This is a genomic window from Paenibacillus sp. 453mf (assembly GCF_900116105.1).
In the GTDB taxonomy this organism is placed as follows: domain Bacteria; phylum Bacillota; class Bacilli; order Paenibacillales; family Paenibacillaceae; genus Paenibacillus; species Paenibacillus provencensis.
The window spans coordinates 2,674,991-2,687,387 of record NZ_FPAC01000001.1; the positions used below are offsets into that span (position 1 = coordinate 2,674,991).

Consider the following 12,397-nt stretch of genomic DNA (forward strand, 5'->3'; position numbering starts at 1 on the left):
TCTCGTCTTCTATTCTCAAGCCTAATTATAGAAGCAATGCGCGTTCCATAACCGCCATCCGGATTGGAACTCCGTTCGACATTTGCGGGAAGATCCGGGAAGCCGGACTCTCTACAACCGCGTCATCAATTTCAACATTCCGGTTTACCGGAGCAGGGTGCATAATAATTGTGCTTGGATTCAGCTTCGCGGCACGTTCTACGGTAAGTCCGAACCGCTTACGATACTCATCTGCCTTCATATCAATGCCTTTATCATGTCTTTCCAGCTGAACTCTGAGCATCATTACAACATCTGCCTTGAGCGCTTCATCGATGCTTATATAGGGTGCGTGTATTTCAAGCTCTGGAGCCTTCATCATGTCTGGAGCACAGAACGTGACGTTCGCGCAGAGTTTTTGTAAAGCCCACAGATTGGAGCGAGCTACCCGGCTGTGCTTGATATCGCCGATGATGGAGACATTCAGTCCCTTGAGACTGCCAAAGCTCTGTCGCATTGTGTACAGATCCAGAAGCGCCTGTGTCGGGTGCTCGTTGTTCCCGTCTCCTGCGTTAACCAGAGGCACTTTCACTTTCTCAGCAAGCTGTGCGAGTACCCCTTCCGGCTTCAAACGGATCACGCCAGCGTCAATCCCCATCGATTCAAGCGTACGTACCGTATCGTAGATCGACTCTCCCTTGGCTACACTTGAAGCCGCTGCAGCGAAATTCAACACCTCAGCACCCAGGCGTTTCTCAGCCATTTCAAAAGAGAATCTCGTTCGTGTGCTGTTCTCAAAAAATATATTCGCTACAAATTTGGAAGCAAGAACCGGGACAAGCTTCTCTTCTTGTTTATCCCAGTGTGATGCCCGGTCCAAGATCGACTCTATCTCACTTGCAGCTAGTTCCTTCAGTCCCAGCAAACTGCGCTCTTTAATACTTTTTGCGGTTAGTATCATGCTTCATTCCCCCGGTTCTGATTAATGGTGACTTCGTCTTTACCATCAACTTCGATCAGAGCAACCTCGATCGATTCCGATCTTGAGGAAGGAACATTTTTACCGATAAAATCAGGTCTAACCGGCAGCTCGCGATGTCCGCGGTCTGCAAGTACTGCAAGCTGTATCATTTGAGGGCGGCCGATATCCATCAAGGCATCCATTGCAGCACGAATCGTTCTGCCTGTGTAGAGGACATCGTCGAACAAAATTACTTTTTTATTGTGAATGTCAATGTCCAGCTGCTTCTTCATGCTTTGTCTTACATCTGCCTCCACATTCCGGTCATCCCGATAAGGAGTGACGTCGAGGTCAATGCAGGGAACCTTTGTCCCTTCAATTTCCTCAATCTTTGCTGCAATGCGTTCTGCGAGATATACACCGCGTGTGCGGATGCCGACAAGAATACAGCCTTCAATCCCTTTATTTCTCTCCAAAATCTCATGTGCAATCCGAGTGAGTGCTCTGCGAATTGCGATCTCATCCATGATGACGTGTGCTTCACCGCTCATGTGTTTAACCTCCTCCTGGGCTTCCTTGCTTTCTTATAGTCCCGTGACGAGATAAAAAAAACTCCCTGCCGCAAAACTTAGGCAAGGAGTCTCAAAACCGCGGCTACGCACGCCGGGTCTGTAAGCTCTAAAGGACATACCGAAACAGTAGCCGCAGCTAAGATCCGGGTCCAATCACGTTACCTTGCCAGTCTCACGGGACTGATTTAAAGGTGCTATTCATGTTATTGCATGAGCGTGTAACCTCTCTGGATTACTCATGTACCCAAGCAATTTTTCATCGACATGAATTATGACAGAAAGCTTATCCTCTGTCAACACCTTAACCAAATAGAAGCAACAAGCCTAGAAGTAAACATTACACAGCGATGAGATTTATGCAAAATCATCAGAGAAATATACATTAAACATTCAATATTTTTAATAATTATACAATAAGTTCGTATATTTATCCACTGTTGTTTTTGATGCTTGAATCCAGAAGAAATTCAAACACCACAATATATGCAAAATACGCAAAAAAAGAGACCCTGCATAAAGGGTCTCCTATCGTCCGTATTTATTAATTAATGGTCATCCTTGGCAAGTCTGAGGAACATAGCTGTAATACCGATTCCGCCCAAGACCATAATAACTGCGATCAATGCGACAAATTCCATAAAATTATGCCTCCTTCATGGATTACTTATATATCTAGTCTACCTCAATTTGGAGGACTTTTATTAGACAATCCGTGACAAAACTATGAAAGATATGATTTGGATCAGAATTCAAACTGAACATCACTTAGCCGGCGTTTCATTTCACCGATCACGCGCTTCTCTTCTTCATCACCGTTCGCTTCAAATGTAACAGAAAAACGGACAAAATGGCCAGCATCGTCCCACGGTACAGAAGAGATCAATTTCTCACGAATGAGGAACTGGGAGAAATCTTCACCTGATTCGAAACGCCGCCCCCCGGCAACTCCTAACGGAACCTCAACGTACAAGAAGATGGAGCCTTTTGGTTTCTCCACTCTGAAGCCCAGCTCATTCAAGGCTAGTACAAGCATGTCATGACGACGGGAGTATTTCTCTACTAATTTCACTGTAATATCTGGATGAGCAAGTCCATAAGCCGCTGCTTTTTGAATAGCAATAAATTGACCGGAATCATTATTGTCCTTAATTTCGCTGAACGCCTTAACAACGAGCGGATTACCCGCCACAAACCCAATACTCCAGCCTGCCATATTGAAGGATTTGGAGAGAGAATGAACCTCTACGCCCACATCTTTGGCACCCGGTATAGACAAGAAGCTGAACGGCTTGAGGCCATCATACGTCAGAGCTGCATAAGTTGCATCATGTATAACAATCACGTTGTATTTCTTAGCCCACTCGATCACTTCACTAAAGAATTCCGTCGTTGCACTTGCGCCTGTTGGATTGTTCGGATAGTTCAAATAGATTAGCTTCGCACGAAGGGCGATTTCCTCTGGAACAGAAGCTAGGTCAGGCAGGAAGTTGTTCTGTTTAGTCAATTGGACATTGTAAACCTCTCCGCCTAGATACTTCGTATGTGTACCCATTACCGGGTAACCCGGAACGGTTAGAATCGCCACATCACCTGGGTTGATAAATACAGAAGGGATCATGGCAAGAGCCGGCTTAGAGCCGCTGGAATGAACCACCTCATTTACAGGATCAATATCCTCTACACCGAATACTTCTGCAAGGTATGTTGCAGCCGCTTCTTTAAATTCCGGTATTCCATTATCCGCATATCCCCGATTCTCTGGCTTCGCAGCCTCTGCAGCAAGTGTCGCAACGATCCCTGTGTCAGCCATTTCGTCAGGAGCATAAGCTCCAAGGTCAATCAGTTCAATGTTCGGGTAATCTTTCTTGGCTGCTGATGTAGCACGTTTGATTTTTTCGAATTTATTGCTGTTTGCCCCTTTACCATAGTTAGCACCACCGATACGATCAGCAAAACAATTCTGAATATAAGTTTCTTGATATTTGTCAATGCTCATGAGTGTCCAACATCCTCCCTTGTAGCCAGTTTTCATATTGTAATCCTGTCCACACTTATTACCCATTCGGTACAAGTTTTCCACCAGTTTGCATTCAAACACCATGAAATATTCAGCATTGCTCAAGTTTCTCTTCCCGGAATGAACAACAAAAAAAGAGCCGCACATCACCTGCGACCCTTTTGATTTCTTTAATACACTACAAGCTTATCGACTTCTAAGCGAAGCCAATACATCTTCCATATCTTGAGGCAGAGGAGCATTAAATTCCAATGTTTCTCCTGAATCGGGATGAACAAAACCAAGCGTTGCTGCATGCAGTGCTTGTCCATTCATCTTCACACCCTTACTTCGTCCATACATCGGATCTCCGACAAGCGGATGACCAATAAATTTCATATGCACCCGGATTTGATGTGTTCTGCCCGTCTCCAGCTTGAGTTCCAGCAAAGTGTAGTCCCCAAGACGTTCCATCACCGAAAAATGAGTCACTGCATGCTTGCTGTTGCGCTCCGTCACGGTAAACATCTTCCGATCATGCGCATCACGGCCAATCGGTGCATCAATGGTCCCTTGGTCATGCTGAACATGTCCGTGGACTAGTGCAATATAACGCCTGTTTACACTATGGTCTTTGAGCTGTGCCGCAAGCGATGCGTGGGCTTTATCATTCTTGGCAGCCATTAGCAGCCCTGACGTATCCTTATCAATCCTGTGCACAATGCCGGGACGCAGTTCACCGTTAATGCCAGAGAGGTCATGGCAATGATACATCAGCGCGTTCACAAGAGTGCCGGAGGCGTGTCCTGGCGCGGGATGTACAACTAGACCTCTCGGCTTGTTAACAACAATTACACTTGAATCCTCATAGACAACTTCAAGCGGGATGTTCTCCGGCAATATCTCGACCGCGGCGACCTCGGGGACAACTAGCTCAATCTTGTCTCCAGCTGCCAGTTTATAGTTTGACTTTACTTGGTTACCGTTCACTGTCACATGGCCATCACCAATCCAGATTTGGACTTGAGATCGTGATACGTCATCCATGCTGTCAGCTATATATTTATCAATTCGTTCCTTAGCAAAATCCGCCTCGACGGTCCATTCTTGAATGTCCTGGCTAGATTCCTGTTCGGACCGATCTGTCATAAATTTATTCCTTCCCTTCGTCCTGACTCTGTGTCAGCTGCTTCTCACGTCTTGATTCAAGCAGAGTATCTAATATGATTAAACCTACACCGACGACTATTGCAGAGTCGGCAATGTTAAAGATCGGAAATGTGTAGCTTCCAAAATTAAATTTAAAAAAGTCGACCACCTCACCCGTCAGCAATCGGTCGATAAAGTTGCCAAGCGCGCCGCCAAGCACCAGAGCAAGAGCTACCGGCAATATTTTATCCGGTTGTGATTTAACTTTGTTGATATACCAGATCAAGGCTATCACTACAATCGTCGTTACTACGATAAAGAACCAAGTTTGACCCTGCAAAATGCCGAAGGCTGCTCCACGATTCCGATGGGAAGTAATCAAGAAGAAATCTCCTATGACTGATATTTCCTCCCCTAGGGTCATCCGAGTTGCAACAAGCCATTTTGTACCCTGGTCCACTAGAAAAACAATTAGTGCAATGACATAATATATCACCTTTTTTGTCACTCCGATCCATCTCTTTTACCATTCCATGGGTAATGCCTTGTATATTGTAGCACAAGGTCACGAACAGCGTCTATTTTAAGCTGGCTCAGCAGAGGAGGGACGCTCATGGAGAATATTTATGCAAAATCCTCCTTCTCTAAAATTGAACAAATCAGCACACTCTATACAGACAACCGATGAAGGAAAAGTTCAAGTAAAGGAGTAGACCGCCATGACGCATCTGACGAAGCAGGAATGGAACAGCTTGAAGAAACAGCTTCTTGAGCAGCAACACGATATCGAGCAGCGCGAAAAGGAATCCGACCATTACGGGCTCAGCGGCTCAACACGATACGAAGCCGGAGAGTTGACTACTTTTGATAATCATCCAGGTGATGTTGCAACCGAAATGTATGAACGCGAAAAAGATATTTCTCTAAATGAACACGATGAATTTATGCTTGAACGAATCAAGAGCGCGCTGAATCATATGGAAGAAGGCGATTACGGAAATTGTGCAGTATGCAGTAAGCCCATTCCTTATGAACGCTTAAATGCGGTACCGTATACCATTTACTGCAGAGAGCATGCTCCTGAAACCTCGGTATCGGAGGATCGTCCGATTGAGGAGGAATTTCTGAGTCCACCATTCGGAAGAACAAGCCTTGATGAAAAGGATACCCAGAATGGATTCGATGGTGAAGATACCTGGCAGATTCTTGAGAACTACGGAAATTCCAACACTCCCGCACTTCAGGAAGGCAACAATAACGATGATTACGATGCCATGTACATGGAGGCTGCCGAGGAGATTGATGGCTGTGTTGAAGCATATGAGAGCTTTCTCGCAACCGATATTTACGGGCAGAATGTATCCGTTGTACGCAACAAGCAGTACAGAAGGTATCTGGAGAATCATGAGGGCATGAGCATTCTGGAACCAGATGTTATCGAAGATGATTTATAGAATATAGATCTAAAGTAAATTCATTCTAACGATTGGGTTCTCTAATAAGTATCCAATTCTAATTGTCTCTGTACAATGCGAACAATATCGGCAATGTAATCACCGACAATCGGCAAATTCAGTGCACCAAGCAGCTGAAGAACATAGACGATCGTCGCAGCAAAAAAGGTGAATCCGATCGCAATCCCAACTCCTCTTGCTGTACCGGATAACAAATTAAGCCAGATCAGTCGAAAAGGCTTATGCAGCAGTCTTGTATAATCTGCAATCCTTGATTTCTCCAGATCGAGAGCAAGCTTCTGGAGAACACCATGCATCTCATCCATCTGTTCATCCATTTGCTTCACTTCTGCGGAGTAATGCTGACGAATGCGTGATCTTCGCCGAATATTGTTCATAAAGTAAAAGGCCTCATTCCTTCAATTTTCTCAGAAATATGAAACGAGCCGTTAGACGAGGGAGTACACCTCGGCATTATCGGCTCGCTTTCACATGTAATTCTTTGCTATTATGTCCGCTTTACCTGTATTTTAGCCGGCAAAGCTTCCTTATTTTTTCTAGTGAATCTTAACGCCAATCGTTCTGGAACCGGCTTCGACCTGTTCCATATCCTCCGATGCACCAAATGCCAAATCTGTAACCAATACGTTCTCTCGAAGGACCGATTCAAAAGCCTCGATAGCTGCTCTCAGCTCACTATCGACATCCAGAGTCAGGTTTACGCGCTTCTCAATCGGAAGATCAAGCTTCTTGCGAGTGTCCTGTACTGCACGGACCACCTCACGAACCAGCCCTTCCTGTTCAAGCTCAGGCGTAATTTCCGTGTTCAGCGCAACGGTCAATCCATAGCCGGAAGCTGCCGCAAAGCCTTCTTTTGCTTTTTTCTCAATCAACAGCTCTTCGCTTGTTACTTCAAGCTCAGCTCCGTCCGGCGATACGATATTGAACTGGCCTGCTTCAACAACAGAGCGGGTATCTTCTGCACTCATCGCTTTAAAATGATTTTGCAGGAAGCCTACATTCTTGCCGTATTTCTTACCTGCAACTTTCAGATTAAGTTTAAGTGTAAAGTCTACAAATCCGCTATCGCTCGTCTCAACCTCAATACTCTTGACGTTGATCTCATCCTTGATGATCTCTTCATAGCCAGGGAGATCAAAGTCATGGCTCAGCGATACAATTAGGGCTGATAACGGCTGACGGGTCTTGATGCCGGTCTCGTTACGGACATTCCGTGCAAGCTCAACAATGTTGCGTGCCGTTTCCATATCCTGCTCCAGCTTCTCATCAATCAGCGATTCGTCTGCTACTGGATAATCGGTCAGATGCACGCTTCCTTTTCCTCCAAGATTACCGTAGACGTCTTCGGACAGCATCGGTGTAAATGGAGCCATCAGCTTAGACAGCGTCAAGAGGACCTCAGTCAGTGTGCCATAAGCTGCAAGCTTATCCTCGGTCAAGCCGCTGCCCCAGAACCGATCGCGGGAACGGCGGATATACCAGTTACTCAATTCATCGACAAATACTTCTATCGCTTTGGCCGCATTCAGGAAGTCATTCACCTGAAGTCCTTTGCTTACTTTTGCAATAAGTGAGTTCAGACGCGACAGCACCCAGCGATCCAGTTTATTCTCCGAACCTTGGAATGGATGATTCTCTGGATCATATCCATCAATGTCAGCGTATAGCGCAAGGAATGCATGTGTATTGACAATCGTGTCAATCACCTTGGATTTCGCTTCTCCGACGATGCCCTTGGAGAAACGCTTGCTGTTCCATGGAGCACTGTCTGCAAGGAGAGCCCATCGGAATGCATCCGTACCATACTCTTCAATGATTTCCCAAGGATCAATCACATTTCCTTTGGATTTGGACATCTTCTGCCCGTTCTCATCCAAAATATGACCTGTTGCCATAACCGCCTTATAAGGCGCTTTTCCTGTAAACAGGGTAGAAACAGCCAGCAAGCTGTAGAACCAGCCGCGTGTCTGATCAATTCCTTCACAGATCATATCCGCAGGATATTGCTGTTCAAAGGTCTCTTTGTTCTCAAATGGATAGTGGTGCTGTGCATACGGCATTGATCCGCTGTCAAACCACACATCAATCACTTCTGAAGTGCGTTCCATAACACCACTCTCACAGTGTGTACAACGTACCTTCACTTCATCAACATAAGGCTTATGCAGCTCAAGCTCCGGGCTTACTTCAGAAACCGCATGCTTACGCAGCTCTTCGTGGCTGTGAGGAGCGAACTGCCCTCCACAATCCTGACACACCCACACGTTAAGCGGAGTACCCCAGTAACGGTTACGACTGATATTCCAATCCACCAAATCTTCAAGGAACTTACCAAAACGTCCTTCACGAACGTGTCCTGGGTACCAATCCACCGTATTATTGTTAGCGATCAGTTGATCCTTCACTGCCGTCGTTTCAATAAACCAGCTGTCCATGGCATAGTACAGGAGTGGAGATTTGCAGCGCCAGCAGAATGGATAGCTGTGCTCAATTTTTTCTTTGCTGTACAGCAGTCCCTGCTCGGACAGATGCTTCACAATATCCAGATCGCAATCTTTAACAAACCGTCCTGCAAAATCGGTAACTTCCTCCGTATACTTCCCTTCCGAATTCACGACACTGACAAAGCTGATTCCATTCTCACGGCAAGTCTTGTAGTCATCCTCACCATGTGCCGGAGCCATATGAACAATCCCTGTACCGCTTGCATCCGTAACAAAGCTTGCCCCGACCACGATATTGGCTTTTTCGGCTGCAATGTAGTTAAACGGCGGAGTATAAGTTAAGCCGACAAGCTCGGAACCCTGCAAGCTGGACAATACCTCGTAGTCACCCTTCATCACTTTCTCGACGAGATTTTTGGCAACAATATAGATTCCGTCTTCCTGCTTAACACGTGCGTATTCCATCTCCGGGTTAACAGCCAGCGCAACGTGAGATGGGAGTGTCCAAGGGGTAGTTGTCCAAGCCAGGATGTACTCATCACGATCATGAAGCTTGAATTTCGCTGTTGCACTAAGGTCCTTCACATCCTCATAACCTTGCGCTACTTCGTGAGAGCTGAGTGTCGTTTGGCAGCAAGGGCAGTAAGGGCTTACCCGATGACCCCGATAGAGCAGGCCTTTGTCATGAATCGTAGCCAGAATGTTCCAGACACTTTCGATATATGTGTTATCCAGCGTTACATAAGGATGATCCAGATCCGTCCAGTAGCCGATTGCTTCCGTTAGCTCACGCCATTTATGCTCGTATTCGAATACACTCGCTTTACATTTCTTAATGAATGCTTCCACACCATAATTCTCAATTTCTTGTTTGCCGCTGATGCCCAGCTGCTTCTCGACACCAAGTTCAACCGGAAGACCATGCGTATCCCAGCCCGCCTTGCGGACAACCCGGTATCCGTTCATCGTCTGATAGCGACCGACAAAGTCCTTAATTACACGGCCCAGCACGTGGCCAATATGTGGCGCCCCATTCGCTGTAGGTGGTCCCTCGTAGAAGACATAATTAGGTCTGCCTTCACGATTCTCAATTGATTTCTTGAATGTATCCTCCGCTTGCCATTTTCCCAGGATTCGCTGCTCACGAGCGCGAGCCTTCTCCTTGATGTCAACTCGTTTCATCCATCTCTTCCTTTCATCAGTTACCTATCGTGTTGATTTTGCTCCAAGAAAAAATAAAAAAGCCTCGCCCCTAATAAGGGACGAGACTGTTCTCGCGTTACCACCCTAGTTCCGCAATTTGTCTTACGTGTGACAAATAAACGGCGCTCTAATCCTTATGTGACTACCATAAGGAGCCGATATAACGTTCGGCATACGGTTCGGCTTAATTGCAGCTGCTATAGCATGCTTTCGGCTTCACTTCTCCGGGATGATATTCAGCCATGTTCCGTTTCATTGGCTCGCACCCACCGCCAACTCTCTGTAAACGAATGCTCATGAGCTTACTGGTTCCCATCATCAAACCTTTATTATGAATTACATATAACAATATTTATAGCCTCTTTACAGCAAAAAGTCAACCTGACAGATGACCCGTTGTTTATGTTAGTAAATTTCCTTCATTTCGCGTTCGCGCTCACGAACCTCCTGCTCCCGGTTCTCAAGAGCTTCCCAGCCATCCACATTCAACAGCTCCAGCTGAGCTTCAACAAGAGTGCGGAAACGAGCACGGTAAATGGAAGCCTGCTTCTTCAGCTCCTCAACTTCAAGCGAAATTTTGCGCGACTTGGATAGAGCTTCGTTCACGATCCGGTCTGCATTCTTCTCTGCTTCCTTCACAATCAGCTGTGCTTCCTTCTTCGAATTGTTCTTTACTTCATCAGCAGCTTCCTGCGCAACAATAATAGTCTTGCTGAGAGTTTCCTCAATATTTGCAAAATGATCCAGCTTCTCCTGCACGGACAGCAACTGTGTGCTAAGCTCCTTGTTCTCACGGATAACAGCCTCGTAGTCTTTGATTACTTGATCCAAAAACTCATTGACCTCATCCTCATCATAACCACGAATACGGCGGGCAAATTCCTTATTATGTATGTCCAGCGGCGTTAGTGGCATGCTGTCCACCTCCTATAGTATTAACCTCTTGATAAGAGAGGCATTAAACTTCATTTTATTTATCGGTCCAGTACATCATTTCATAAACTCTGACCTAAAGATTTCGACAAGAAAACATGAATTCCTGCATATATATCTATACAAATTTACCCACTTTCACACGAAACCGACCTTTTTTGGTCATTCCATCGGTTTCCATCACTTTAAAACGCCCCAAGCCTTGAACGGATACCACATCCCCTGCCTGCAGCATTTTGGATGGGTCCTCTGCCACCTTCCAGTTCACTTTGCAGCGTCCTGCCTTAATCGGGGTAAGTATCTTGCTCCGGCTCAGTCTGTATACATCACTTGCAATTCCGTCCAAACGCAAAGAAGCCACCGTCAGATCCATCATCTGGAGAGCTACATCACTCGTCCGCAGCTGATCTACCGGCAGTATGTCAGTAAATACATTCATTCGATGCACCTGGTGAAGGTGAAGCGAGAAATAGTCTGCAATTTCCTTGGCAACAACCGTGTGGCATCCATCATCCAGAACATGAATGTCACCGAGCTTTCCCCGTTTGAGCCCAAGGCTTAGCAGTGCTCCCATATAATCCCCATGATCGAGCTGCAGAAATTTTTGATCCGCCGAAGTTATGCTCAGAACTGCAAGTCCCATATCCTGATCATCCAGATAAGCATAGTCAGGGGCAATCAGTGCTCTTTGACGCTCCGCATTTGCAGATCCGCCCTCCATACGCACTTGTACATCCCCTCTACGATTCGCAAGCGTATCCAAAATATAGGCCTGGCGCGGGTCCAGAAAGTCCGTCAGTTTCATCTCATGATACTGTCCAGCATGTTCTACCCACTCCCAGGCCTTATCTACAAAATCCCGTTCATCGGGGTGAAAATGTTCATAAATGTCTGTACGCATTTCATAATCACCCTGTATATAATATTGAACTTGTCTAAGTGAAAATCCCTTCCAATATTGCGCTTAGTCCGGTCGCAGCATACCTCAAAGCAATGATGGCTATGATCGGTGAAATGTCGAGCATTCCGAAAATAGGCGGTATGAATCTGCGGAAAGGAGCAAGATAAGGCTCTACAATCTTGCCTAATATTTCTCCAAACTTAGACTCTCTAGCATTAGGAAGCCAAGACATCAGGATGTATATAATAATCATCCAGTAGTAAATGTTAACCAAGCTGTTAACCAACTGTAATACAATTTCCAAAAACCTGTCACCTCATTCTGTTGTAATCTGCTTCGCTGTCGTGATCTGTAAGTATTTCCGCGATGGTTCCTTGTATTTCAACGGTGTCGGGTGTACAGAGAAAAATGTTTCCACCGATTTTGGAAATGCCTCCGCCAAGTGCATAGACGGTACCGCTTAGAAAATCAATAATGCGAAGAGCCTGATCCTTTCGCACACGCTGCAAATTGACAACAACGGTCCGATGGGATTTAATATGATCGGCGATCTCCTGTGCTTCATCGTAACTACGCGGCTCGTACAGAACGACCTTTACATTTTTTTGGGAATGAATGCTTACCACATTATTGCCCTTCTGGTTTCTACGTTTATCAAAGCTCGGCGTTTCAACTTCTTGTTCGGGCTCATCTACGCGTGAATTGACTTGCTCACGTTCTACAACCTCTTCTTCTTCTTGAAGACCGAAAAAATTCATAAATTTATTCACTACACTCATCTCCT

The 12,397-nt window shown here is 45.8% G+C and carries 12 protein-coding genes and 1 other annotated feature; of the genes, 1 reads left to right on the plus strand and 11 read right to left on the minus strand.

The genetic code is table 11. The features are described 5' to 3' along the window. Window positions 1–25: 25 nt before the first annotated feature. From BM415_RS12695 to lspA, 5 genes are all read right to left on the minus strand, one after another. Window positions 26–940, minus strand: a complete 915-nt coding sequence (locus BM415_RS12695; RefSeq protein ID WP_091158499.1) for an aspartate carbamoyltransferase catalytic subunit — start codon at window positions 938–940, stop codon at window positions 26–28. After that, window positions 937–1,491, minus strand: coding sequence for a bifunctional pyr operon transcriptional regulator/uracil phosphoribosyltransferase PyrR (gene pyrR, locus BM415_RS12700; protein WP_091158500.1), 555 nt, complete (start codon window positions 1,489–1,491; stop codon window positions 937–939). Before pyrR ends, BM415_RS12695 begins: the two co-directional genes overlap by 4 nt. A 763-nt stretch (window positions 1,492–2,254) precedes the next feature. Continuing rightward, a complete protein-coding gene (locus BM415_RS12705) occupies window positions 2,255–3,508 on the minus strand; it encodes an LL-diaminopimelate aminotransferase (protein WP_091159238.1) in 1,254 nt (417 codons plus the stop codon). Window positions 3,509–3,715: 207 nt separating this feature from the next. Continuing rightward, window positions 3,716–4,657 (minus strand): RluA family pseudouridine synthase, encoded by a 942-nt coding sequence (locus tag BM415_RS12710; RefSeq protein WP_091158502.1) that lies wholly within the window; start codon window positions 4,655–4,657, stop codon window positions 3,716–3,718. Window positions 4,658–4,661: 4 nt separating this feature from the next. Continuing rightward, the gene (lspA, locus tag BM415_RS12715) at window positions 4,662–5,153 is read right to left on the minus strand and encodes a signal peptidase II (protein ID WP_091159240.1); all 492 of its coding nucleotides are present in this window, start codon (window positions 5,151–5,153) and stop codon (window positions 4,662–4,664) included. Window positions 5,154–5,376: 223 nt separating this feature from the next. Between lspA and BM415_RS12720 the strand changes: the two genes are divergently transcribed. Beyond that, a complete protein-coding gene (locus BM415_RS12720) occupies window positions 5,377–6,111 on the plus strand; it encodes a TraR/DksA C4-type zinc finger protein (protein WP_091158503.1) in 735 nt (244 codons plus the stop codon). A 41-nt stretch (window positions 6,112–6,152) separates the two neighbouring features. Here BM415_RS12720 and BM415_RS12725 read toward each other — a convergent pair whose 3' ends face one another. The 6 genes from BM415_RS12725 to BM415_RS12750 form a co-directional block, all read right to left on the minus strand. Continuing rightward, on the minus strand, window positions 6,153–6,449 hold the full coding sequence (locus BM415_RS12725) for a DUF5665 domain-containing protein (protein WP_170862488.1): 297 nt from the start codon (window positions 6,447–6,449) through the stop codon (window positions 6,153–6,155). 219 nt (window positions 6,450–6,668) lie between these two features. Further along, entirely contained in the window at window positions 6,669–9,758 is a 3,090-nt protein-coding gene (gene ileS, locus BM415_RS12730) for an isoleucine--tRNA ligase (RefSeq protein ID WP_091158507.1), read from the minus strand. Between the two features lie 73 nt (window positions 9,759–9,831). Beyond that, window positions 9,832–10,107 (minus strand) — a binding site (T-box leader). 77 nt (window positions 10,108–10,184) lie between these two features. Then, the gene (locus BM415_RS12735) at window positions 10,185–10,694 is read right to left on the minus strand and encodes a DivIVA domain-containing protein (RefSeq protein ID WP_091158508.1); all 510 of its coding nucleotides are present in this window, start codon (window positions 10,692–10,694) and stop codon (window positions 10,185–10,187) included. Window positions 10,695–10,830: 136 nt separating this feature from the next. After that, window positions 10,831–11,613, minus strand: coding sequence for a YlmH family RNA-binding protein (locus tag BM415_RS12740; RefSeq protein WP_091158510.1), 783 nt, complete (start codon window positions 11,611–11,613; stop codon window positions 10,831–10,833). 34 nt (window positions 11,614–11,647) lie between these two features. Further along, window positions 11,648–11,917: a YggT family protein gene (locus BM415_RS12745; RefSeq protein ID WP_091158511.1), complete on the minus strand. Its 270-nt coding sequence runs from the start codon at window positions 11,915–11,917 to the stop codon at window positions 11,648–11,650. Between the two features lie 7 nt (window positions 11,918–11,924). Next, the gene (locus BM415_RS12750; protein ID WP_091158513.1) at window positions 11,925–12,392 is read right to left on the minus strand and encodes a cell division protein SepF; all 468 of its coding nucleotides are present in this window, start codon (window positions 12,390–12,392) and stop codon (window positions 11,925–11,927) included. Window positions 12,393–12,397 lie beyond the last annotated feature (5 nt).

What these genes read in the sequence shown, in the direction of transcription:
- BM415_RS12695 (WP_091158499.1), bottom strand. Translation starts at nt 940, where the DNA reads ATGATACTAACCGCAAAAAGTATTAAAGAGCGCAGTTTGCTGGGACTG.
- pyrR (WP_091158500.1), bottom strand. Translation starts at nt 1,491, where the DNA reads ATGAGCGGTGAAGCACACGTCATCATGGATGAGATCGCAATTCGCAGA.
- BM415_RS12705 (WP_091159238.1), bottom strand. Translation starts at nt 3,508, where the DNA reads ATGAGCATTGACAAATATCAAGAAACTTATATTCAGAATTGTTTTGCT.
- BM415_RS12710 (WP_091158502.1), bottom strand. Translation starts at nt 4,657, where the DNA reads ATGACAGATCGGTCCGAACAGGAATCTAGCCAGGACATTCAAGAATGG.
- BM415_RS12720 (WP_091158503.1), top strand. Translation starts at nt 5,377, where the DNA reads ATGACGCATCTGACGAAGCAGGAATGGAACAGCTTGAAGAAACAGCTT.
- BM415_RS12725 (WP_170862488.1), bottom strand. Translation starts at nt 6,449, where the DNA reads ATGGATGAACAGATGGATGAGATGCATGGTGTTCTCCAGAAGCTTGCT.
- ileS (WP_091158507.1), bottom strand. Translation starts at nt 9,758, where the DNA reads ATGAAACGAGTTGACATCAAGGAGAAGGCTCGCGCTCGTGAGCAGCGA.
- BM415_RS12735 (WP_091158508.1), bottom strand. Translation starts at nt 10,694, where the DNA reads ATGCCACTAACGCCGCTGGACATACATAATAAGGAATTTGCCCGCCGT.
- BM415_RS12740 (WP_091158510.1), bottom strand. Translation starts at nt 11,613, where the DNA reads ATGCGTACAGACATTTATGAACATTTTCACCCCGATGAACGGGATTTT.
- BM415_RS12750 (WP_091158513.1), bottom strand. Translation starts at nt 12,392, where the DNA reads ATGAGTGTAGTGAATAAATTTATGAATTTTTTCGGTCTTCAAGAAGAA.